This is a genomic window from Streptococcus mitis, assembly GCF_009496155.1.
Classification (GTDB): Bacteria; Bacillota; Bacilli; order Lactobacillales; family Streptococcaceae; genus Streptococcus; species Streptococcus mitis_BQ.
The window spans coordinates 20,108-41,899 of record NZ_WIJP01000004.1 but is presented as its reverse complement, the minus strand read 5'-3'; the positions used below and the strand labels follow the sequence as shown (position 1 = coordinate 41,899).

At 40.0% G+C, this 21,792-nt stretch carries 21 protein-coding genes; 1 reads left to right on the top strand and 20 read right to left on the bottom strand.

The features are described 5' to 3' along the window. Window positions 1-3: 3 nt before the first annotated feature. The 5 genes from GEZ84_RS03310 to GEZ84_RS03290 all read right to left on the bottom strand — a co-directional run bounded on the left by GEZ84_RS03310 (window position 4) and on the right by GEZ84_RS03290 (window position 6,057). On the bottom strand, window positions 4-567 hold the full coding sequence (locus GEZ84_RS03310; protein ID WP_025169837.1) for an HAD family hydrolase: 564 nt from the start codon (window positions 565-567) through the stop codon (window positions 4-6). A gap of 85 nt (window positions 568-652) precedes the next feature. Further along, window positions 653-1,207, bottom strand: a complete 555-nt coding sequence (locus GEZ84_RS03305; RefSeq protein ID WP_153223476.1) for a DJ-1 family glyoxalase III — start codon at window positions 1,205-1,207, stop codon at window positions 653-655. Window positions 1,208-1,217: 10 nt separating this feature from the next. Further along, the gene (locus tag GEZ84_RS03300) at window positions 1,218-2,441 is read right to left on the bottom strand and encodes an FtsW/RodA/SpoVE family cell cycle protein (protein WP_153223475.1); all 1,224 of its coding nucleotides are present in this window, start codon (window positions 2,439-2,441) and stop codon (window positions 1,218-1,220) included. Window positions 2,442-2,477: 36 nt separating this feature from the next. After that, a complete protein-coding gene (locus GEZ84_RS03295) occupies window positions 2,478-4,928 on the bottom strand; it encodes a bifunctional DnaQ family exonuclease/ATP-dependent helicase (protein WP_153223474.1) in 2,451 nt (816 codons plus the stop codon). Between the two features lie 199 nt (window positions 4,929-5,127). Further along, window positions 5,128-6,057, bottom strand: a complete 930-nt coding sequence (locus tag GEZ84_RS03290) for a peptidase U32 family protein (RefSeq protein WP_153223473.1) — start codon at window positions 6,055-6,057, stop codon at window positions 5,128-5,130. 139 nt (window positions 6,058-6,196) lie between these two features. On the opposite strand from GEZ84_RS03290, the gene GEZ84_RS03285 reads away from it, so the two are divergent. After that, window positions 6,197-6,484 (top strand): DUF3270 domain-containing protein, encoded by a 288-nt coding sequence (locus GEZ84_RS03285; RefSeq protein ID WP_153223472.1) that lies wholly within the window; start codon window positions 6,197-6,199, stop codon window positions 6,482-6,484. A gap of 33 nt (window positions 6,485-6,517) precedes the next feature. Here the strand turns inward: GEZ84_RS03285 and ciaH are convergent, their stop codons facing one another. The 15 genes from ciaH to GEZ84_RS03210 all read right to left on the bottom strand — a co-directional run bounded on the left by ciaH (window position 6,518) and on the right by GEZ84_RS03210 (window position 21,638). Beyond that, entirely contained in the window at window positions 6,518-7,852 is a 1,335-nt protein-coding gene (ciaH, locus tag GEZ84_RS03280; protein WP_000491802.1) for a two-component system sensor histidine kinase CiaH, read from the bottom strand. Then, window positions 7,842-8,516, bottom strand: a complete 675-nt coding sequence (ciaR, locus tag GEZ84_RS03275; protein WP_000590636.1) for a two-component system response regulator CiaR — start codon at window positions 8,514-8,516, stop codon at window positions 7,842-7,844. Before ciaR ends, ciaH begins: the two co-directional genes overlap by 11 nt. A gap of 107 nt (window positions 8,517-8,623) precedes the next feature. Further along, window positions 8,624-11,170, bottom strand: coding sequence for a M1 family metallopeptidase (locus tag GEZ84_RS03270; RefSeq protein WP_153223471.1), 2,547 nt, complete (start codon window positions 11,168-11,170; stop codon window positions 8,624-8,626). Window positions 11,171-11,292: 122 nt separating this feature from the next. Further along, on the bottom strand, window positions 11,293-11,733 hold the full coding sequence (locus tag GEZ84_RS03265; protein WP_153223470.1) for an ASCH domain-containing protein: 441 nt from the start codon (window positions 11,731-11,733) through the stop codon (window positions 11,293-11,295). Continuing rightward, window positions 11,675-12,577 (bottom strand): putative PEP-binding protein, encoded by a 903-nt coding sequence (locus GEZ84_RS03260; RefSeq protein WP_153223469.1) that lies wholly within the window; start codon window positions 12,575-12,577, stop codon window positions 11,675-11,677. Before GEZ84_RS03260 ends, GEZ84_RS03265 begins: the two co-directional genes overlap by 59 nt. Then, window positions 12,555-13,055 carry an NUDIX hydrolase gene (locus GEZ84_RS03255; RefSeq protein WP_153223468.1) on the bottom strand — a complete coding sequence of 167 codons (501 nt, stop codon included), beginning with the start codon at window positions 13,053-13,055 and terminating at the stop codon, window positions 12,555-12,557. Before GEZ84_RS03255 ends, GEZ84_RS03260 begins: the two co-directional genes overlap by 23 nt. Before the next feature lie 10 nt (window positions 13,056-13,065). After that, on the bottom strand, window positions 13,066-13,764 hold the full coding sequence (locus tag GEZ84_RS03250) for a 3-oxoacyl-ACP reductase (protein WP_153223467.1): 699 nt from the start codon (window positions 13,762-13,764) through the stop codon (window positions 13,066-13,068). Beyond that, entirely contained in the window at window positions 13,757-13,993 is a 237-nt protein-coding gene (locus tag GEZ84_RS03245; RefSeq protein ID WP_000141914.1) for a DUF2829 domain-containing protein, read from the bottom strand. Before GEZ84_RS03245 ends, GEZ84_RS03250 begins: the two co-directional genes overlap by 8 nt. Before the next feature lie 96 nt (window positions 13,994-14,089). Further along, on the bottom strand, window positions 14,090-15,016 hold the full coding sequence (locus GEZ84_RS03240; protein ID WP_153223466.1) for an aldo/keto reductase: 927 nt from the start codon (window positions 15,014-15,016) through the stop codon (window positions 14,090-14,092). A 74-nt stretch (window positions 15,017-15,090) separates the two neighbouring features. Then, window positions 15,091-15,906, bottom strand: a complete 816-nt coding sequence (locus GEZ84_RS03235) for a hypothetical protein (RefSeq protein ID WP_153223465.1) — start codon at window positions 15,904-15,906, stop codon at window positions 15,091-15,093. A 3-nt stretch (window positions 15,907-15,909) separates the two neighbouring features. Continuing rightward, window positions 15,910-16,230 (bottom strand): PadR family transcriptional regulator, encoded by a 321-nt coding sequence (locus GEZ84_RS03230; protein WP_000665422.1) that lies wholly within the window; start codon window positions 16,228-16,230, stop codon window positions 15,910-15,912. Window positions 16,231-16,365: 135 nt separating this feature from the next. Further along, on the bottom strand, window positions 16,366-18,363 hold the full coding sequence (metG, locus tag GEZ84_RS03225; protein ID WP_153223464.1) for a methionine--tRNA ligase: 1,998 nt from the start codon (window positions 18,361-18,363) through the stop codon (window positions 16,366-16,368). Between the two features lie 123 nt (window positions 18,364-18,486). Further along, on the bottom strand, window positions 18,487-19,746 hold the full coding sequence (locus GEZ84_RS03220) for an ABC transporter permease (protein WP_001180432.1): 1,260 nt from the start codon (window positions 19,744-19,746) through the stop codon (window positions 18,487-18,489). A gap of 1 nt (window position 19,747) precedes the next feature. Beyond that, window positions 19,748-20,449: an ABC transporter ATP-binding protein gene (locus tag GEZ84_RS03215; RefSeq protein ID WP_000811469.1), complete on the bottom strand. Its 702-nt coding sequence runs from the start codon at window positions 20,447-20,449 to the stop codon at window positions 19,748-19,750. Further along, entirely contained in the window at window positions 20,433-21,638 is a 1,206-nt protein-coding gene (locus tag GEZ84_RS03210; protein WP_025169836.1) for an efflux RND transporter periplasmic adaptor subunit, read from the bottom strand. The genes GEZ84_RS03215 and GEZ84_RS03210 overlap by 17 nt, the downstream gene beginning before the upstream one ends. Window positions 21,639-21,792 lie beyond the last annotated feature (154 nt).

Genomic DNA, 21,792 nt, shown 5'->3' with positions numbered 1-21,792 from the left:
TTCTTACATGTCTAATACTTGTCTTAAATTCACGATACTGGTAAACAAATGGGTAGCTAGTCCAGCAGCTTGCCCGGCTTCAATATCAATCGGTCGATCACCAATGACTAAGCCAGAGCTAATCTGATACTTTTCTCTTAAATAAATCATGGACTCAGGATCTGGTTTTCTCTTAAAACCTGAGCTAGAAGTCACCACTTCTGTAAAGTAGGTTGCTATAGAGGTTTTTTCTAAAATTTCTAAGACCTGATCATTTCTGTGAGAAACCAAGAAATGACGCCCACCTTGATTTGAAATGTCGTCCAATAAGTCAGAAACTCCATCAAACAAAATCGGATGTTCTAGCTCTCTGGCTTCATTTTCCTTGTACTTTTCTAAAAAATTCTCTAAATTAGGAGCGAATGTCTCAATCGCAAAATCAGTAGAAACCTTTAAAGCTTGATAGACACTGTCATGATCTTGTGTGATACCATACAGCGCTAATGTTTCAACAAATGCAGCTGTTGAAGTTTCATAATTATCTAGTAAAGTTCCACCTAAATCCCAGATGTAATCGTGATATTTCATAGCTTTCATTATACCATTTTTTCCTTAAAAAAGCGATGATTTCCTAGATTTTTCCAAGTAAAAAAACGAGAGTTTGACTCCCGTTTTACTGATTGTTACCAAAGACATCTCGATAGAGCATTCCTGTTCGTAAACTCTCTGCGTCTCCTCCTAATTGCTCTACCAACTCGTAGGCAAAGGCAAGGGCTGTTGAGGGACCTCGACTGGTTGTCAATTGCCCATCTACCACTACTGTTTCCTTGACGTAGTGACCATCAAGGATTTGCTCTTGAACACCGTCATAACAAGTGTATTCCTTGTTTTTCAATAGCCCTGCTTTATTGAGAGCAACTGGTGCCGCACAAATGGCTGCCAGTTTCTTCCCTTCTTGCTCGAAGTTTTGCAACTCTTGAATCAAGGTCTGATTATCGCGCAAATGTGCAGATCCAGGCATCCCTCCAGGAAGGACAATCATATCATAGTCTGATAAATCTCCATCAAAGACACGATCTGCTCTTACTTGGATTGCATGCGAACCCGTCACTTGCTCCTCAAATCCTACCATATCACAAGTGATATTTGCCCGACGCAAGACATCTACAACTGTCAAAGCTTCAATTTCTTCAAAGCCCTGAGCTAACATAACGGCTACTTTAACCATGATTTTCTCCTTATTTGATTCGTTTTAATACAACCTTTTTCCGCTTGAATGGGACTTTTCCACTCTTTTCTTCAGCTAGATTAGTCTGGTAACTCATCGATAAAAGCAAGCCAACACCAATCAAGTTACTGATAATAGCCGATCCTCCTTGCGAAATAAAAGGCAAGGGAATCCCAGTCAAAGGAAGCAAGCCCGTCACAGCGCCGACATTCTCAAAGATGTGGAAGAGCAACATCATAATCAAGCCAGTGGAAATATAGGTGTAGAATTGGTTATTTGATTTAAGTGTAATCTTCAACATACGGTAAATCAGCATGAGATAAAGGGCAATAACAAAGACAGAGCCAATAAAGCCAAAATCTTCTGCAATGACCGTGAAAATCATATCCGACTCTCGAACTGGAATAAGCAGATTAGAAGCATTAAACCCCTGACCAAATAAGCCACCGCTCCCAATCGCAATCTGCCCTTGAGCCTGCTGGTAAGTGGTTGTTTGGGCAAAGTCAAACGGATTGAGCCAAGCCAAAATACGGTTGATTTGGTAGGTCGGCATCCCCAATTGATGGAGAAAAGCCCGACCACCCTTACTGATAAAAACGGCTAAGAATCCAGCAACTCCTATTACAGCAGTCACAAATACTGGAATAATAATTTTCCAAGAAACTCCTGATAGTAAGACGATTCCTGAGAAAATAGCCACAAAAACCAAAGCCGTCCCCAAGTCACTTTGAAGTGCCAAAAGAACTAGGACTGGAATGGTAAAGAGAATCATCCAAAAAATCAACAAGAAGTCCAGCGGAACTGTACGCCTCCATTCCTTATGTTTTTTTGTAAACTGGACAATCACACGAGCCAACATGAGGATATAGGATATCTTCATAAATTCTGACGGCTGGAACAAGGTAACACCATTTACCGATACCCAGTTTTTGGCACCTGTTGATGCAACTAGGCTTGGATTATAAAAGACAATCGGCAAGACCATAAGTCCCAAGCCTAAAATATACAGAAAGGGGGTCACTTTCCAAAGAAATTCTGTATTAAAGAGCATGACCACAAAACCAATCACAAGCCCCAAGGCAATCCAAGCGACCTGTTGCCCTAAAATGGGCAGAATATTGTTTGGATAATCATGACTAACAGCTATATAGATAGCCACCACGCCAATAACCAGTAGAAAAAATACTGGCAATAGCAAACTATAATCGACTCTAGAGTCGAGAGAACGTTTCATATACACTAACCTTATACTTTCATACAATACTATTTATCAAAGTTCATTTAAAAATTTATCAATAGCCTCATTAACTTCGTATTGAGAGACGGTTTTAACAGTCGCTTCTTTTGCTAGAGAAGTCACTATTTGCTTGCCGTATCGTTTTCCGACGATTCTCCTATCCAGAATGAGGGTTAAGGAACGTTGATGTTCGCGTCTCATACTTCTTCCCAAAGCCTGTTTTAAACGAATAATAGCCATTGGCAATTGATAATCATAAAAGGCATTTTTCCCTTCTTGAATTAGTTCCTGATTGATCTTTTTCGTCAAGGGTTCTTGGGGATTTTGGAAAGGAAGTCTTGGTACAACTTGAACCACAAAAGGATGACTTGAAAAATCGACTCCTTCCCAGAAACTTGCTGCACCAAGCAGGATTTGTTGTTCACCTTTTTCAAAGCGTTTCTTCAGTTGATGAACATCGCCATTTTTATACTGGGCCAGATGGCTAACTGGAAGCAAATCCGATACTGCTAGAAGCATGTCTTTAGCAGTAAAGAGAACCAAAATCGGTTGCTGGAAAGCTTGAACATCCATCAGCAAATCAGCTACCTCTTTGGCATAGACTTCTAAGGAAGTTTCTGTTACCAGAGGGAAATCTTTTACCAAGACCACTTCTTGATTCTGTTTTTTACCAGCTTCAATCTTGACAAATTTGGCTTCAGGATAGCCTAACAGGTCGGCCAAAGAAACTCTCTGACTAATCTCAAGAGTAGCCGATACTCCCAAGACTTGACAGCTCTCAGGAAGTAAAGAGGATAGAAGAATGCGTCCTGATTTCGTAGAAGAAATCTGAATTTTCTTCTGACTCGTTTCAGTTGCTTCAAGCCAGTAATCACCTTCAGTTGTAAAATAGCGAACTAGCTCCTCAAAGCCTTCTACTTTTAATTCTGAAAAATACTGGTGAAGATTGGCCAGAGACTCTAAGATATGTTTCCTAGATTTTCCAGACTGAAATTGTTCTATCAAGTAGAGGCACTCAAAGCGAAGACTTTCTAGTATTCGTTGTTGAACCTTATTTTGCTCCTCCAGTAAAGCCTTATCAACTAAATCAATAATAGACTGGATATCGTAGGTCTCTTGAAGCAGATTTTCTAGGACCAACAAAACTTTTTGAACTTCATCAATAATCAATAAACGGTCAATGACAAATTCAGGATTATCTTCAAGTCTGGTTACAAGATAGGCATGATTGGTCACTAAAAGCTTGCAGGTTTGTGCCCTTTCTTGGCTACGTTTCCAGAAATCTTCCGTCACAAATAAGCTCTTGGATGATAAATTCCCATCATGACGAAGGTCTATTAGAAAATGTTGGTAACGGTAGAGTTGCCCAATTTCATCCAAATCTCCCGTTTCTGTCTCTGTCAGCCAGACCAAGAGTTGCATTTTAAAGCGTCTAAATAAGCGATTTTCATCATTTTCCTGCAAGGAACGATAAAAGGCATCCAACTTCAGATAATTTTGAGGCCCCTTTAAACTATAAATATCTGTATGGAACACTTCCTTAAGACGTCTACCTTCTTCTTCCATGATTTGATTTTGAAGAATCTTTGTAGGAACACTAAGAACAATTTGACGCTCTGTCACTTGAGATAAGGCGGGTAAGAGATAGCCATAGGTTTTTCCAATCCCTGTCGGCGCTTGAATCAGAGAGACAGGCTCATCTTTCAATAGCAAGCCAACCTCTTTAGCAAAACTTTCTTGTCGTTCCCTCACTTCAAGGTTCAACAGAGAAATATTTTTAGAAAAATCTCGAGATAGTTTTCGTGGCTTCAGGGGAGCTGTAGTTTTCTTGAAATATAGTCCTTGAACTTCGACCAAGTCTGGAAAACTCAGGATAGATTGACTGCGATAAATTTCTTCAATAACCAGGTAGGACTCGTATAAGAGAGCGTCAGCCATCTCCAGCAAGCGTTCCAAGAGACCTTTCGGAAGCTGGGCCATCTTTTTCCGTAGAAATAAGAGTAATTCTGCTGTAGCTTGGGCATCGGAAAGGGCTGTGTGAGCGTGCTTAAGAGGAATTCCTAATTCTCGACACAAAATCGGTAAACTATATTTTTCCAGTTCAGGGAAAAAGACCTGAGCCAATTCGACCGTGTCAACACGAGGACTTCTTAGTTCATAGCCTTCAAAAAATAAATTTTCCGCCAAGAGATTAGCATCAAACTGAACATTATGGGCTACAAAAATCCCATCCTCCACCAAGTCAAAGACTTTTCTGGCAACTTGAGAAAAATCAGGTGCTTGCGCCAGACGTTGGTCAGTTAGCCCTGTCAATTCTTTAATATGAGCATCTAGAGGTTCGTGTGGATTGACATCCGTCGTATACTCATCGACGATTTTCCCATCCTCAATCACCACAATTCCCACTTGGATAATTTTAGCCTTACTACCTGTGCTAGTTGCCTCTAAATCAACCACAACATAGCGATTACCAATCGTTTTCATTATAAAAAATTATACCAAAAAAAGGGCCATTTGGCACCTGCAAACATGTGATAATTTTCAAACTCATGGACACTACTTAGCTTAAAAATCCCACCAAATAGAGCATCCTAGCCTACTGATTTTTTGAAAATGGTGAAGAAATAAGAAAAATTGAGAGAAGAAATGTTTGTATCTTCCTTCTCTCAACGAATCATTTACTTTATTTAACCATATCAGGATAGTAATCATAAAATCCTGTATCAAGGAATCGGTTTTTAGGGTGAAGTTTACGCACTTCTTCATCCAGCAAGAAGGCTTGGTCATGGCTAAAGTTTCCCTCTTGAATCAAGCTACGCGCTTGGATAAAGAGTTTCGCAATCTCAACAAAGTTCTGACCTGGAGTGTAGAGCCCTTCTAATTTCCAGTGAGTAAAACCATGCTCTACCAATTCTGTCAATTTGGTCATCAGATCAAGGTCATTGTTGGCAAAGATGTGGGTACCATGATTGTCTTCAAAAATGGAATAGTGGCTCTCTGGGTCACTTGGCTCAGCCAAGAAGAGGTCACGCTTACGAGTCTTTTCATCATCGATATGCGTAAAGTTATAGTAGTTTTGCAAGAGCGGACGTTTAGAATGGTGGATGACGCTAGCTCCGTACACCAAAACTTCAGCAGGAATTTCCAAAATTTCTGGCATTTTGAAGAGTTCAGCTGATGGAATTTCACGCGCCAAAACAGCCTCAGATGCGCCAGCCTTTTGTCCCCAGAAGTTAATCTGACGACTACTTGTCACCATAGTTGAAGCATCGTAAATGGTCTTAAAGGAATAACCATCGCGATTGACTACGTAAAAGACACCTGCATCCCCAATCGTAATGTAGTCTGTCTTGATTTCTTCCAAAAAGTCTAAGAAAGGCTTGATACGATCCATCATATCTTGGTGCATGAGGGCATTTACTGCAACAATCAATTCCTTATCCGCATCATGAACCAGCTTAGCGATTTCACGCAATTGATCATAACTAAAGGTTGTTGGCAGACGAAGACCAAAATCTTTCTCACCAACATAGATACGGTCTATGCCAGCCTCTAGCAGTTGTTTAACTTGTTCAATACTTTCAGCAGTTGCTGTAATGATAATCTTTTCCATAAGGAAAATTATACCATATTTCTCCAAAATTAACCATTCTTTGAAAATGAAAAGGTACTTTATTCTTTTTGTAACCTTTCTGTAATAATTCTCTGCTGAAAAAATGGTAAAATAGGTATGTACTGTTAAGGAGAGAATAATGCCCGTAAGAAAATTACAATCCTATGAGGTAGACTATCAAGAAGAATTAAACCAGCAGGTTCCTCGCTATCAAGATTACACACCTGAAGCGCAATCTGATGCTAATCTCAAGGAAATCCTATTTTTTGTTAATATCGCTGTTTTTTGTATCTGTATTGCTATCTTTAGTTTTATCTTTTTAGCATTAAAATTATCAACTGCTCTTGCCTTTGCCGCAGCAATCGGATCCAGCTTACTTGTTTTAAAAGTTCAACGATCTATTATCAAACGAAAACGTAGAAGATAAATCCAAAATATCGCCCCATCTGGAGCGATATTTTTATTTTTTCTTTTTAGATGGTGTGTGGATGGCAATCTTCACTTCAAAGATTGTTCCTTTTGGTTTATTATCTTTAACAGTAATGCTTCCTTTTAAGGCATCTACAATCTGCTTGGCTAGGGATAATCCTAAACCAAAACCACCTTTTTGACGAGTTCTAGCCTTGTCCACTCGATAAAAACGGTCAAAAATTTTCTTCTTATCTTCTGCGGAAATACCGACTCCATTATCAGAAACAAGTAAATAGAGATTACGATCAGTCGCTGAAATCACAAAATCAATTTCACCATCCTCTTCAGTATACTTGACAGCATTATCAAATAGGATGGTCATCAGTTGTTTCAAAAGGAGCTGATCTGTGACAATCGTTCGATGAATCCGATTTTCAAAACGGAAGACACGGTCATTTTCCGAAGCAATCATCTCATAGTTTGTGAAAGTCGTATTAAAAAAGCTAGTTGGAACTTCTCCAAGTTCTGGCTTAATCCCATCATCTCTACGTGCTAAATTCAACAAGTTTGTCGTCAAAAACCGCATATTTCTGACTTCTTCCAAACTAGATGCAATACTTTCGCTCACATCCATAATGGTAGCTTCTGGCTTACGGAAAAGGGTTTCTAAGCGATTTTGCAAAACAGCAAGTGGAGTTCGTAACTCATGACTGGCATTTTCCACAAAGGACTGCTGCTTCTGCATGCTCTCAAGCAGGGGCCGAACACTGACCCTAGCTAGATAGAGACTGGCAAGTAAAGACAGAATCCAGAAACTTGCCATCACAACCACAATCAATCGCTCATGCTTTTGACTAGCTTGCTCCAACTGACTGGTATTAATCAAGACAGCCGCATACTTGATATTGGTTGAAACCGAACTGATATTGGTTTCCATCAAAATCATGCGATAGATTTCTTCCTGTCCATAGCTATTAAAAACCTGAATCTGATAGATATGGCCTAGTTCTTTCTTTTCTAACTTAATCTTATCCAAGCCCAAAAATCTATTTCCAGAAAGGAGCTGAGTGAAATTCTTATCAAAAAGAATGACTTCTGTGTTGGAACTGACATTGGGTTTCACCTCAGTCTTACTAGTATCTGTAGCAGCATTCTCCAAATCTTTAATCTCTTCTGTCGCCCTATTTAACGCCAACTGAATAACTGCCTGAGGATTGTTGCTCAAGCCATGAAGCTTATCATCCACCGAAGTGTAGAGACTCGAATGCATGACCTGCAAAATAATCAAGGTCATGGTAGAGAAAATCAGAGTGAAGACACCAAAGTTGCGAATAAAGTAACTAAAGTCATCCGCATACCATGTTTTTTTTAGTTTACTGAACATCTTTTAAAATATACCCAACACTGCGCAAGGTTTGCAAATTCTCTGCAAAAGTGGTTCCTTTTAATTTCTTACGGACTTTTGAAACATAGACTTCTACAACTGAAATCGTTGTATCACTATCAAATCCCCATAGACGATCAAAAATCTGAGTCTTAGGCAAAATAACATTTTGATTTTGAAGGAAATAAACTAGTAAATCGAACTCTTTCCCCAGCAATTCGACTGGATTATCTTCAACCTTAACGGTATTTGTTGACAAATTAACTACAATATTTCCATAAGTCAAGGTGTTTTCATTAAACTTGCCTGAACGTTTGAGAAGGGCTTGAATACGCATTTTGAGTTCTTCTAGGTAGAAAGGTTTGGTCAGATAATCATCCGCTCCCAATTCAAATCCATGTCCCTTGTCATCCAAACTTTCCTTGGCAGTCATAATCAGAACTGGTGTCGTAATTCCCTTTTCACGCAATTCTTTCAAGACTTGGAAGCCATTTTTTTCAGGTAACATCAAATCGAGCAAAATCAAGTCATAGACGCCACTTTCAGCTTCGTAGAGACCTTCTTCTCCATCAAATACCTGCATGACATCTGCAAAATCGTCTAAAAAGTCAAATACTGAATTTGACAGGCCTAGGTCATCCTCAACCAATAAGATTTTTATCATGAGAAACTCCTCCTTATTAAAACCATTATATCAAATTTGCCTTAAAAAAAACTCAACTCTCTGCATTTTACATGAGATAGCTGAGTTTTCTTTTTATTTAGTCTTAATTATTTAGTTCCGTATTGAAGAACAACTGCTTCCACTGCAGCTTTTTCACGGTTAATCAAGTCAACACGCGCTGCAATGTCCTTGATTCCCATACCGATGTTACGGCTAAGAGCAAGGTCAGAAAGTTGCGGTTCAAAGAATTCTTTGTATTCCGCCAAGCGTTGCTGAGTTTTAAAGATGTGTGATGGGAAGATAACAAAACTATCAAAACTCATATCACCACCAAGAGCTGCCTTAATCCAAGCCCAGTTTTCACGCGCCCATACCCAAACAGTTTCTTGAGTAGCTTGGTGTCCGAGGAAGTGGAGATACCATGAAGAAAGGTCTTGTGGCTTGACGACAAATTTGTCCTTCCAAGTTGCAAGAAGAGTTTGAATGTTTTCTGCATCTATGCTGTAGGCAAGAGCTCCTGCCAACTGGCGTTTAAAGACTGCATCTGTTGCATGAGTGTAGAGGTCAAGATAAGTTGCTACCAAATCCTTGGTCTCGTGATGTTTCATTTCATTGATTAGGACTTGGGAACGGATGGCTGCTGGAAGTCCTGCAAGATTCTCCTTGTGAGCTTCGAAGATTTGGCTAGCGACTTGGCTAGCCTCTGCATCATTTGAGCGAATCATCATAGAAATAGCTAACTGACGAACCAATTCATCTTCATCTGATTCGCCATCTTTAGCTTCAAAACCAAGACGGTCATAATTATGACGAGCCAATTTAGCAACCAAGGATTTGAAGGCTCTTTCAGCTTCTGTTCCTTCATCGATAAAGCGCTCAAGGGCAGAAATTACTTGAGAAACAGCTGAAACGACAAGGTATGATTCTTCCTTAGCAAGTTTATCAAGGACAGGAAGCAAGTCAGAATAAGAAATGTGCCCTGCTTCAGCAAGCAAACGACGTTCTTGAACGATTTGCAGTTTACTTGTGTTATCCAGCTCAACTAGGTCAGCAAGAACAGCTTCTAACAAATCTCCTTGGTAATCTGTAATGTAGTGGGCTGTATTTTCAGTATTGAAACGAAGGGCTCCGCCATTTTCAGCAAGAAGAGCTACGTAGCCAGGAATTTCGATACTTTCAGTTTCAAGTGTATCAGGCAAGCCTTTCCAGTTGCTGTTAAGTGGCACTACCCAGAGACGGTTCTTGTCTTCGTGCTCACCGATGAAGAATTGTTTTTGTGAAATCTTCAAGACATCATTTTCAACTTTGACAGTGAGAACTGGATAACCAGGTTGTTCCAACCAAGAATCCATAAAGGCTGCAACATCACGTCCTGATGCTTGACCTAGGGCATTCCAAAGGTCGCGACCAATTGTATTGCTGTACTGATGTTTTTCAAAGTAGGCATGCAAACCTTTAGCAAAATCAGCATCTCCTAGCCAACGACGAAGCATGTGCATGAGGCGACTTCCTTTGGCATAGACGATAGCTCCGTCAAAGAGCGTATTGATTTCATCTGGATGTTTAACTTCGACGTGAACAGATTGAACACCATCAGTCGCATCACGTTTCAAGGCAGATGGAACACCACCTGTTTGGAAATCTTCAAAGATATTCCAGCTTGGTTCAATAGCATCCACACAGACGTACTCCATCATGTTAGCAAAGCTTTCATTGAGCCAAAGGTCATCCCACCATTTCATAGTAACAAGGTTACCAAACCATTGGTGAGCCAATTCATGGGCCACAACAAGGGCAACTTGTTGGCGGCTAGCAAATGTTGAGTTTTCATCCACAACCAAGTAAACTTCACGATAGGTTACGAGACCCCAGTTTTCCATGGCACCTGATGAAAAATCAGGAAGAGCGATGTGAAGAGATTGTGGAATTGGGTATTTCACTCCGTAATAATCTTCGTAAAACTCGATAGAGCGAACAGCGATATCCAGTGAGAAATCAAGGTTAGATAGTGGGTGGGCTTTGGTTGAATAAACACCTACAAGGGTACCGTTTTTAGTTTTAGCCGTCACACCTTGCAAATCACCCGCAACAAAGGCTAACAGGTAAGAAGACATGCGAGGTGTTGTCTCAAACTTCCAGATACCTGTTTCCTTACGGTTTTCAACATCGATTTCTGGCATGTTAGACAAGGCCAATTCACCTTCTGCTTGGTCAAAACGTAAAGAAAGATCAAAAGTTGCTTTGGCTTCTGGCTCATCCACACATGGGAAGGCTTCGCGCGCAAAATGGCTCTCAAATTGAGTAGACAAGACTTCCTTCTTGACTCCATCAACTGTGTAGTAAGATGGGTAAATCCCTGTCATGTTGTCTGTAATTTTTCCTGAGAAAGCGATAACCACTTCAACTTGACCAGCCTCAGCTAATTCAATATGAAGGGCTTCATTGTCATGATCAACTGTGAATGGGCGAGCTACCCCTGCAACTTCTACAGAAGCGATTTCCAAGTCTTTTTGGTGGAGGGAAATACGGTCGCTCTGTGCTTGACCAGTGATGGTCACCTTTCCAGAAAAGGTCTTGGTCTCACGACTCAAGTCTAAAAATAAATCATAATGTTCAGGAACAAATTGCTTAATGAAATGTTCAACTGCTTGCATAGTTTTCTCCTATTCTAAGTTTAAGAGCTAGAGCTCTTCTTCAAACAAACTTATTATATCATGTTTTGCTTGAGAAAAAAGGATTGGACGGTCATTTCCAAAACTTTCTTCCTTCTAATAGTCTACAGTGGGTAGACCTTGCGAAATTCTTCTAAAACAACCTTGCTTTCAGGTGTAAAAGTCAATCCTGCTTCTCTCAGCCACTCGGCGAAACAATCCTCATGAACCTGACGCCAATAAGCTAAGGATTTATCTCCCTCTCCTTCCTTATAGGCATGTTGAGCAGAAACTTGATTGAAGGGCTGGACAGAAACCTTTGTAATTTCGACAATACAGACAGCCTTATTTTGACTATCTAAAATGACATCAAAAGTTCCTTCTTGAGGAAGAAACTCGGCTTCTAGTGCATAGAGGTCGTAGGCTGATGCTGTTGCTGTTTTTTCGCCTCTTAAAACCAAATCTGCTAAAAGATCTGGTTCCACTCCAAAAGCCCAAGCATCTATCTCATCTCCAATCGAGGGATTGATTTGCTTGTAGGCATTCCACATTTCTTGCGGTGTCATGGGCGCTCCTTTGTAATTTCTTACTTTCTTCTTTTATGTGTTTAAGATGGTCTGGATGGTCAATCTCTAAATTAAAAATCTCTGGAATAGAACTATAGTGGATAATGCATTCGATACCCATCTGATTCATTTTTTGTATGAAAGAAGTATTCAGATAGCCTGCTACAGCATAATCAATCTTATTCTTCCTTGCTTTATCCTGCATCTGTCTCAGCATATCTAACATTATTGGACTTTCCATATCATGCCATTGACTCTTTCTCACAGTCGCAAAAATAAAAGAAGTCAAATCATTCATTCCAACTACAATCTTTGAAATACCCGTTTCCAGTATCCTGTCTAAGTCAAAATAAGCTGACGGTAATTCAATCATCGTGGCAATTTTCCCAGTAAAACCATGCTGACGCAATACTCTAATAGCTTGCTTTAACTGTTCAGCATCATTGACAAAAGGAAAAATAAGAGACAGATTGGGATTATTTTGATAAACCTCTGTAACGACATTTGCCTCAGCCTGAAATTCATCCAGACACGCTAGTAAACGCCTAATTCCTCTATAACCAAACAAGGGATGATTTTCATCAAAATACTCTTTAGTCCCCACTAAACAATTGGCTTCTGTATTCGTTAATTCAGAAAAACGATACCAAACTTCTTCATCTGAGTACAGGGAGCAGATAGTCTCTAGATAATCTTTTACAAATTGCCGACAACTTGGTAATAGGATGTTTTGATTGAGCTCTCTCAACAAATATTCCCCACGAATCATGCCAATGTGGTGAAATAGTTGTGGGTAAACTTTTTCAATAATTTTTTCGCCACTAAGAGCTAGTTGGTTTCTCATCATTCACCTTCCAATTCATGTAAGAGGTCTTGTCCAGTTCTGGAAATCCTAATAGTTCAGACTTAACCTTCAAGACTAATGGCGATGCATTTTCTTCTGTGATTTCTTGAATATCCATCCAAATATATCCAAGCGAATCATTCGCACCATCAGACACAGCTTCCGAAATCGTAACTTGAGGTGCACTCTCATTCATTTCAACATCATACAAGGTCATGACATGGTGAACCATAAAATTTTTTAACTCTTCCCTGACGAAAACATCGTAGATTCGAGGATTAGAGTAGCTTCTAACAGTAAATCCCGTCTCTTCCATAACTTCTCTAGTCAGCGTTTCCGTCAGTTCTTCACCAAGTTGCTGACTGCCTCCAGGTAGATCGTACCGATTTTGATAAGGGCCTATCGTTTTTTCAATGCAGAGTAACTTCCCATTTTCAAAGCAAACAGCGTAGACTCCAAAGTGATTTTTGATTTCCATCCAATTACTCCTACTTCAAAGACCATCCACCGTCTATTGTCAGAATTTGTCCTTGCATGGCAGATGCCTTTCCACTCGCCAAAAAGAGACTGACTTCTGCCACTTCCTCTGGCTCAATCCAGCGCTTGATTGGTGTTTCACTAGCTACCCAGTCTGCTAGGCCATCTGGCTCAAAATCCGCAGCGGTCATAGCTGTCTTGACAGCTCCTGGAGCAATCCCAAAGACCTGAATTCCATCTTCAGCATAGTCTAGAGCCAACTGCTTGGTAAATCCAGCCAACGCATGCTTAGATGAAGTATAGGCGTGACCACCACCTCCTGCTAGATTTGAAGCAATGGAACACATATTGATTATGATTCCTTTTTTATTCTCCAGCATTTGTGTCAAATAATAGCGAGTCAACTCAACAGGAGTCAGGTAGTTGATTTCAAAAATCTCTTGAATTTCCTGCGCTGTTTGTTCCAACAGTGGTTTGTAAGCATCCAAAACTCCAGCAGTATTGCACAAAACATCCACCTGAGGACACCAGTCAAAAATTGGCTCCAAGTCCAAGGTCAAATCTCTCTGTAAAAAGTGAAAATCACCCTCTAAGAGTGGATTTTCACCTTGGTCAACTCCGTAAACTTGATAGCTATTCTCTAAAAAGAGGCGAGCTTGAGCCAGACCGATCCCTGAACTCACTCCTGTAATCAATACACGTTTAGTCATTCACTTCTACCCAATCTGTCGCCAAAACATCACAAGGTGTCGGACTCCACATGGAAAAACCTTCTCCTTCTCCAGACACGTTGATTAGGAAATAAGGTGTCACTTCAAGTGCAACCCCGTTTTGTTCAATGGTGTCAAAAAGTTGGACATAGTTTTCAGCACCTCCCCAACCAGTTCGTACATATTTTTTCTTAGCCTTTAACCCAGGTAGGATCTCTTCAAATGTCATGTTTTTCTCCTTTAATTCTATATTCTTCATTTAATTATAACAAAAAACCGCTTTGCAACGGCTTTTTGAATGTGATTTATTTACATCTGCTTCTACTTACGGCAAATTATTCCCTGCAGCAAGATAAATTTCATACCATTCTTTTCTTGTTAAGCTAAAGTTTGCCGCTTGGCTAACTTCTCTCAAGTGCTTAGGATTTGTTGTACCTACGACTGCCTGCATTTTTGCTGGATAACGCAATATCCAAGAAATGGCAATAGTTGAAGGGGTTACACCATATTTAATAGCTAAACGATCAAGTACTTGATTTAAAGCTTGAAATTTCTCGTTTCCAACAAAATTCCCTTTAAAATACCCAAATTGTAAGACAGACCATGCTTGAATGACCACATCGTGTAATTTGCAATATTCAAAAATGCTGCCATCTCGCATAGCTGCTTGACTATCTTCCATATTAGCATGAAAACCTGATTCGAATCCTGGTGTAAAAGCCGCACTCAATTGTAGCTGATTAACAGCTAACGGCTGCTTAACATCTTTTTTAAGTAACTCCATCATCATAGGATTTTGATTAGAAACTCCAAAATCTCGAACCTTACCTTGTTTATAAAGGAGATCAAAGGCTTCTGCTACTTGGTCAGATTCCATCAAAGCATCTGGTCGATGAAGAAGCAAGCTATCTAGATGATCTATCTTCAATCTTTGCAAAATACCATCTACTGATTTTATGATATAGTCCTTAGAAAAATCAAAATAGGTAAATTCCTCAATGCGAATGCCACATTTGGACTGAATCCACATCTCTTCTCTTAAATCTGGACGATTTTTTAGGACAAGACCTAACAGTTCTTCACAACGACCACGACCATAAATATCAGCCAAGTCAAAAGCATTGATTCCAACAGAAAGTGCTGTTTCTACAAGCTCTTCAACTTCTTTTACAGACTTATTTTCTATTCTCATCATTCCGAGAACAATTTCTGATAATTCTTTGTCATCTTGACCAAGAGTTATGTATCTCATCAAATTTTTCTCCTTAAATTTCTAATATTCTTCCCTTCATTATAACAAAAAACCGCTTTGCAACGGCTTTTTGACTATATTTCACTCCATTTTATCTTCTTAAACCCACGGAACAAGAGAAAGATTCCAATAAAGAGAATTCCTAAAGGAATGAATTTTGTAAGAAAAACATTTGAAATTCCCATCCACTCATAGTAACGGAGCAGAGAGCCTACAATAAGGTGGGCAACAATCATACTGACAAAGGGACGAAAGACCGCTTCTTTCCAATTCCAAATACTGATGACCAGCGAAATCGTAAAGACAGATAAACTATCCCAGGGAGCAGGAAGATAAAAGGCTCCTTCTTGTATGAAGCTTGCCATTCCTACATATCCCAGAACAACTAGCAGAACAAGAACCCCAACGACAATATAGGTACCAATTTTCATTTTAGGAGAATCTTGGACTAAACTTCTTCGTAAAATTGTAGCCACAAGCCCAAATCCGATCAGAAAAAGAAGAAGTTGCCCTAAAAACGTAAGCAAATTGACTGTTAAGAGAGGGCCTTTAGAAAAATCACCTAATAGTTGATAGTAGCGTAATACCGCTAGGACAAGAATTGGCGTCAAAAGGGACTCTTTGATAGAACTGCGAGGGGCTTCCTTGAGCATCTCTCTCATTAATTTTTTAGGATTCTTACCTAGATACTCCTCTGCACTCATGCCATCTCGTTCTGCTTCTGAGAAATCTAACATCATCAAATAAATCTGCTCTCTAAGATAGTCCTCATCATAGAGAAATCCAGCAAGATTAAAACTATCCCATAGCTCCTCAAAATACTGCTGATTTTCCTCAGAAAACTGATGCAACAAAGCACTTGTTTCTTCATAATACTTCATTTTCGTCATGGTTTACCCTCCATTCTTAATTCCTTCTACTTTTTGACTCAAATCGTCCCATTGTTGCCAAAAGACCGAGACACGCTCTTCTCCTTCTTTCGTTAACGAAAAATACTTCCGATCTGGACCATCTGGCGACGGACGCATGTCGCCTCTTATCCATTGATTTTTTTCTAACTTTTGCAACAAAGGATAAATAGTTCCTGGAACGATAGTATCAAATCCAGCCTCTCGCAAAGTCTGAACCAACTCATAACCATACCGCTCTTTTTGACCAATCATATCCAAGACGCAACCTTCAAGAACACCTTTTAATAGTTGAGTTTCCTTCATCCCTTCCCCCTTCTAATCTATTTTGTAATACCTACTAGCAGCTTTACAAACTAGTATACCACTTACACACTAGTTTGTAAAGCATAATAGTTGGAATAAAAAAACAGAACTAGCATGAACTAGTCCTGTCTATTTTTACCCAATCACACTTCCGTTTGGTACAGCTGGATCAACTGTAAGAAGGGTTAATTGTCCATCATGTTCAGCTGAGAGAATCATCCCTTGACTGACATATTTTTTCATCATCTTGCGTGGTTTGAGGTTGGCAACGATTTGAACTTTCTTACCGACCAATTCTTGTTCGTTTGGATAGTATTTCGCAATACCAGAGAGGATTTGACGATCTTCACCATCACCAGCATCCAAGCGGAATTGGAGCAACTTATCTGAACCTTCTACTTTAGAAACTTCCTTGACTTCTGCGACACGGATTTCAACCTTATCAAAGTCTTCAAACTTGATTTCATCCTTGTTTAGTTTGAGTTCAACTTCATCTGGATTCCATTCTTTTTCGACAGCTGGCTTGTTGCCTTCCATTTGTTCCTTGATATAGGCGATTTCTTCTTCCATATCGAGACGTGGGAAGATTGGTGTTCCCTTAGCAACTACAGTTACACCTGCAGGGAAATCTGCCAAGTTCAGGTTTTCAAGGCTAGAAACTTCTGCTAGACCCAGTTGAGTCAAGACTGCACGACTGGTTTCCATCATAAATGGCTCAATCAAGTGAGCTACGACACGAAGGCTGGCTGCCAAGTGGCTCATGACACTTGCCAATTGGTCACGGAGTGCTTCATCTTTTGCCAAGACCCATGGAGCTGTCTCGTCGATGTATTTGTTAGTACGAGAGATAAGAGTCCAGACTGCTTCAAGTGCACGTGGGTAGTCGATTGCTTCCATATGGGTATGGTAGTCTGCGATTGATTGTTCTGCAACGTCAGCAAGAGCATGGTCAAATTCAGTCACACCTTCTACATATGCAGGGACTTGACCATCAAAATATTTGTTAATCATGGAAACCGTACGGTTGAGGAGGTTTCCAAGGTCATTGGCCAATTCATAGTTGATACGGCCTACATAGTCCTCTGGTGTGAAGGTTCCGTCTGAACCAACTGGAAGGCTACGCATGAGGTAGTAACGAAGTGGATCTAGTCCATAACGCTCTACCAACATTTCAGGGTAAACAACATTCCCTTTAGACTTAGACATCTTACCGTCTTTCATGACAAACCAACCATGGGCAATCAAACGATCTGGCAATTTGATATCCAACATCATAAGAAGGATTGGCCAGTAAATCGAGTGGAATCGAAGGATATCTTTTCCTACCATGTGGAAGACAGTTCCATTCCAGAACTTGTCAAAGTTACCGTGTTCATCTTGACCGTAGCCAAGAGCTGTCGCATAGTTAAGAAGGGCATCAATCCAAACATAGACAACGTGTTTAGGATTTGATGGGACAGGCACTCCCCATGTAAAGGTTGTACGAGAAACAGCCAAATCCTCTAAACCTGGCTCAATGAAGTTACGCAACATTTCATTCAGACGACCATCTGGAGTGATAAAGTCAGGATGAGCTTTGAAAAAGTCTACCAAACGATCTTGGTATTTGCTGAGGCGAAGGAAGTATGATTCTTCAGATACCCATTCAACCTCGTGACCTGATGGAGCAATACCTCCAGTCACATTTCCAGCTTCGTCACGGAAAACTTCCGCAAGCTGGCTTTCTGTAAAGAATTCCTCATCTGATACTGAGTACCAACCAGAGTATTCACCCAAATAGATATCATCTTGAGCAAGCAAGCGCTCAAAGACCTGTGCGACAACTTTTTCATGGTAGTCATCAGTTGTACGGATAAATTTATCGTATGAGATATCTAGTAATTGCCAGAGTTCTTTAACTCCAACTGCCATTCCATCAACATAAGATTGAGGTGTGATGCCAGCTTCTTCAGCTTTCTGCTGGATTTTCTGACCATGCTCATCAAGACCTGTCAGATAAAAGACATCGTAGCCCATCAGGCGTTTGTAACGTGCTAAGACATCACAGGCGATAGTTGTGTAGGCAGAACCGATATGAAGTTTACCAGATGGATAGTAAATCGGTGTTGTAATATAAAAATTCTTTTCAGACATAATTTTTCCTTTCCAGGCAAATGAAACCTGTTTTTCTAACACTTCATTATATCACATTTTTAAGGATTTTCGATAGGGAAATCCATACAAAAACAAGATAGACAAGTGTCCATCTTGTTGATCTTATTCATAACGAAGAGCTTCAATTGGATCAAGTTTCGATGCCTTGTTGGCTGGCAAGACTCCAAAAATCATACCCACACTAGCCGAAACCGCAAGACTAAATAGGGCAACTGGGATTGACACTCCCACTTCTATACCCGCAATCAAACCTTGTAAAAGTATACCAGCTATAGCGGTTAAGCCTGTCGCAATTGTCAAACCAATGACTCCACCAAGCAAGGTCAAAATCATAGATTCAATCAAAAACTGGATTAAAATATTGGCACGTGTTGCACCCAAAGCCTTACGAAGACCAATCTCACGAGTACGTTCCGTCACCGAAACCAGCATGATGTTCATAACACCAGTCCCTCCAACAAAGAGAGATATTCCTGCGATGGCACTAATAATCGTCGTCATAAAACTAAACAATTGTTGAACTTCTGCAAATGCAGCTGACTCATCTGCCACTTGATATTCTCCCTGTTGCAAGCCAGCAAGCTCTGTCATTTTTCGTGCTAATTCTGGCCCCAGAGTTTGAGTCAAACTTGTGTCATTCACTCGAAAGACAATATTAGCTATTTCATCTACATTAAAATTCGCAGCAAGAGAGATATTTGTGGTAATGGGTAAGCCGCCAAGACCATACATTTTTGAATTTTTAGATTCTTGGCTAGTATAAACACCAATGACTCGATAACTAAAACCATTGACTTCTACAACCTTGTTAATAGCCTCTTGAGGAGATCCAAATAGACTAATGGATAATTCTTCATCAAGCAAAATGACACTTGCAAATTCTTTGAAATCTTGTTCTCTCAGACTACGACCTGCAAGAATTTCATTGTTAACAGCCTCCATATAAGTTCTGTTACCACCTGTCAAATTAGCATTTTCAACCTTTTTATCTTTATAGGTCAAGATGGCGTTCGTTGAGTTGGTTACATAGTAATTATCCACTCCCTTCAGTTTGGCTGCCTCCTTGACCCAAGATTCTTGCGGTTTTGGTGGTTCAACATGAACTTCCTCTTCTTTTCCAGAAACCGTAAAAGCTGATTGTTTCTGAGTAAAAGATCCATCTTTACTTTTTTTAGAAGAGAAAAAGACACTGATATTTTTTTGAGATCTGGTCATATTTTTATTGAGCTGTCGAGACATAGAATCACCCAGAGCCATAATCACAACAACCGATGAAACACCGATAATAATCCCAATCATGGTAAGCAAAGAACGCATCTTGTGAGCCATAATAGATGAAAAGGCAAATTTCAGATTCTGCATCTTAGTTTTCCTCCTTTTCTAACTGAGCACTATCAGATGAAATAACTCCATCGCGAATGACAATCTGACGTTTGGCATAAGCAGCAATTTCAGGCTCATGCGTTACCATAATAATAGTTTTTCCTTCTTTATTCAAGTCAACTAATAATTGCATGATTTGATTCCCTGTTTTAGTATCCAAGGCTCCTGTCGGTTCGTCTGCTAAGATAATAGAAGGATTGTTTACCAAGGCACGCGCAATAGCCACACGTTGCTTTTGACCACCAGATAATTCCGAAGGTAAATGATGACTACGTTCTGTCAATTCAACCTTATCTAGATATTCCTCAGCTAACTTGCGCCGTTTTGAAGCCGAAACTCCTGCGTAAATCAAGGGCAATTCTACATTTTGCAGAGCATTGAGTTTGGATAAAAGAAAGAACTGCTGAAAAACAAATCCGATTTGTTGGTTGCGGACCTTGGCTAGTTGCTTTTCGCCCAGTCCAGCTACTTCTTGGCCTTCAAGATAATATTCTCCACTGCTTGGTGTATCCAACATGCCAATCGTATTCATCAGAGTAGACTTACCAGAACCAGATGGTCCCATGATGGCAACAAATTCACCCTCATTCACTTCTAGGTTGATATTTTTGAGAACCTGCAGTTCTTGGTCACCGTTACGGTAGCTTCTGCATATATTTTTTAGACTAATTAGTTGCTTCATCAGCCTTCACCTCTTTTCCTTCCTCTAGAGAAGACGTTGGGTTACTGATGACCTTGACTCCATTTGTCAGACCTGAAGTGATTTCTTGGTTGTCTGCATCAGCATTTCCCAAACCAACTTCCACTTTCTTGGCCTTTTTCTGCTCGTCAAGCACCCAGACATAGTTCTTATCATTTTCGGTCACAATACTTGTTAGAGGAACCAAAATAGCTTTACTCTTATTCTTGACCTCAACACTTACTGAGAATCCTTGTTTCAAGTCACCAATTTCACTTGTAACATCAATGGTATATGGATATTTAGAACCAGAATTACCAGCAGCTGCGGTAGCTGTACTTGCTGCTTCGCCATTGTTTTTAGGGTAATCAGAGATATAGCTAATCTTACCAGTCCATCTCTTATCTTGATAAACTTTAGAAGTAAAGGTTACTTCTTGACCTACAGATAGGTTTGCAAGATTGTATTCAGATAATTCCCCCTTAACTTGCAAGTTTTCATTACTTACGACATGCACTACCACCTGGCTAGCTCCTGTTGGAGATTTGGAAACGTTACGATTGACTTCGACCACAGTCCCGTCTAGGGTACTGAGAACCGTCATTGCATCCAACTGACTTTGAGCCTTGCTTAATTGCGCTGCTGCATCTGCACGGGCATCACGAGCATCACCTAATTGTGCATCAATAGAGGATACTGAATTTCCTGCGACTGGAGCTGGAGTTTGCGTTGCAGTTCCTTCGCCTCCTGCTGGTGTTGGTAACTGTGGAGCGGGAGCTGAAGCGGCTTCATTGCGTGCTTGGTTGAGTTCGTTGATATGACGATCTGCCTTAGCTACTGCTCGACTCGCTGAATCATAGGCCGCCTGGGCTTCTGAACTACTGTACTTGACTAAAGCCTGTCCTTCACTGACCTTATCACCCACAGAAACAAGGATTTCATCTAAATCACCCTTACTAGCATCAAAATAAACATATTGTTCATTTTTTGCTGTTACTGTCCCTGACAATAAAACAGAGGATGCCACGCTTCCTTCCTTGGCAACAACCAGATGAGTAGCCTCATCTTTTACAGCAGTCTGAGAAGGTTGTCTAAAGAGCAAAATGCCCCCAGCACCCAATACAACTACACTGGCAGCACCAACTGCTGCATACAATTGCCACTTTTTAGCTTTACCATTCTTTTTCATAATGAAACTCCTTTTTGATTTAAAGTTCTTAACAATATTATACAAAAATTATCAATTTGAAACAATAACATTTTAGAACGAAATAATGACATTTCAGGATTCACTTATTGTTCGGAAATTTTTTATCGTTGTACTAGATATATAATATACTTTATTT

Excerpts from the sequence above, each read along its gene's own strand:
- GEZ84_RS03310 (WP_025169837.1), bottom strand. The coding sequence starts at position 567 with ATGAAATATCACGATTACATCTGGGATTTAGGTGGAACTTTACTAGAT.
- GEZ84_RS03305 (WP_153223476.1), bottom strand. The coding sequence starts at position 1,207 with ATGGTTAAAGTAGCCGTTATGTTAGCTCAGGGCTTTGAAGAAATTGAA.
- GEZ84_RS03300 (WP_153223475.1), bottom strand. The coding sequence starts at position 2,441 with ATGAAACGTTCTCTCGACTCTAGAGTCGATTATAGTTTGCTATTGCCA.
- GEZ84_RS03295 (WP_153223474.1), bottom strand. The coding sequence starts at position 4,928 with ATGAAAACGATTGGTAATCGCTATGTTGTGGTTGATTTAGAGGCAACT.
- GEZ84_RS03290 (WP_153223473.1), bottom strand. The coding sequence starts at position 6,057 with ATGGAAAAGATTATCATTACAGCAACTGCTGAAAGTATTGAACAAGTT.
- GEZ84_RS03285 (WP_153223472.1), top strand. The coding sequence starts at position 6,197 with ATGCCCGTAAGAAAATTACAATCCTATGAGGTAGACTATCAAGAAGAA.
- ciaH (WP_000491802.1), bottom strand. The coding sequence starts at position 7,852 with ATGTTCAGTAAACTAAAAAAAACATGGTATGCGGATGACTTTAGTTAC.
- ciaR (WP_000590636.1), bottom strand. The coding sequence starts at position 8,516 with ATGATAAAAATCTTATTGGTTGAGGATGACCTAGGCCTGTCAAATTCA.
- GEZ84_RS03270 (WP_153223471.1), bottom strand. The coding sequence starts at position 11,170 with ATGCAAGCAGTTGAACATTTCATTAAGCAATTTGTTCCTGAACATTAT.
- GEZ84_RS03265 (WP_153223470.1), bottom strand. The coding sequence starts at position 11,733 with ATGACACCGCAAGAAATGTGGAATGCCTACAAGCAAATCAATCCCTCG.
- GEZ84_RS03260 (WP_153223469.1), bottom strand. The coding sequence starts at position 12,577 with ATGAGAAACCAACTAGCTCTTAGTGGCGAAAAAATTATTGAAAAAGTT.
- GEZ84_RS03255 (WP_153223468.1), bottom strand. The coding sequence starts at position 13,055 with ATGGAAATCAAAAATCACTTTGGAGTCTACGCTGTTTGCTTTGAAAAT.
- GEZ84_RS03250 (WP_153223467.1), bottom strand. The coding sequence starts at position 13,764 with ATGACTAAACGTGTATTGATTACAGGAGTGAGTTCAGGGATCGGTCTG.
- GEZ84_RS03245 (WP_000141914.1), bottom strand. The coding sequence starts at position 13,993 with ATGACATTTGAAGAGATCCTACCTGGGTTAAAGGCTAAGAAAAAATAT.
- GEZ84_RS03240 (WP_153223466.1), bottom strand. The coding sequence starts at position 15,016 with ATGAGATACATAACTCTTGGTCAAGATGACAAAGAATTATCAGAAATT.
- GEZ84_RS03235 (WP_153223465.1), bottom strand. The coding sequence starts at position 15,906 with ATGACGAAAATGAAGTATTATGAAGAAACAAGTGCTTTGTTGCATCAG.
- GEZ84_RS03230 (WP_000665422.1), bottom strand. The coding sequence starts at position 16,230 with ATGAAGGAAACTCAACTATTAAAAGGTGTTCTTGAAGGTTGCGTCTTG.
- metG (WP_153223464.1), bottom strand. The coding sequence starts at position 18,363 with ATGTCTGAAAAGAATTTTTATATTACAACACCGATTTACTATCCATCT.
- GEZ84_RS03220 (WP_001180432.1), bottom strand. The coding sequence starts at position 19,746 with ATGCAGAATCTGAAATTTGCCTTTTCATCTATTATGGCTCACAAGATG.
- GEZ84_RS03215 (WP_000811469.1), bottom strand. The coding sequence starts at position 20,449 with ATGAAGCAACTAATTAGTCTAAAAAATATATGCAGAAGCTACCGTAAC.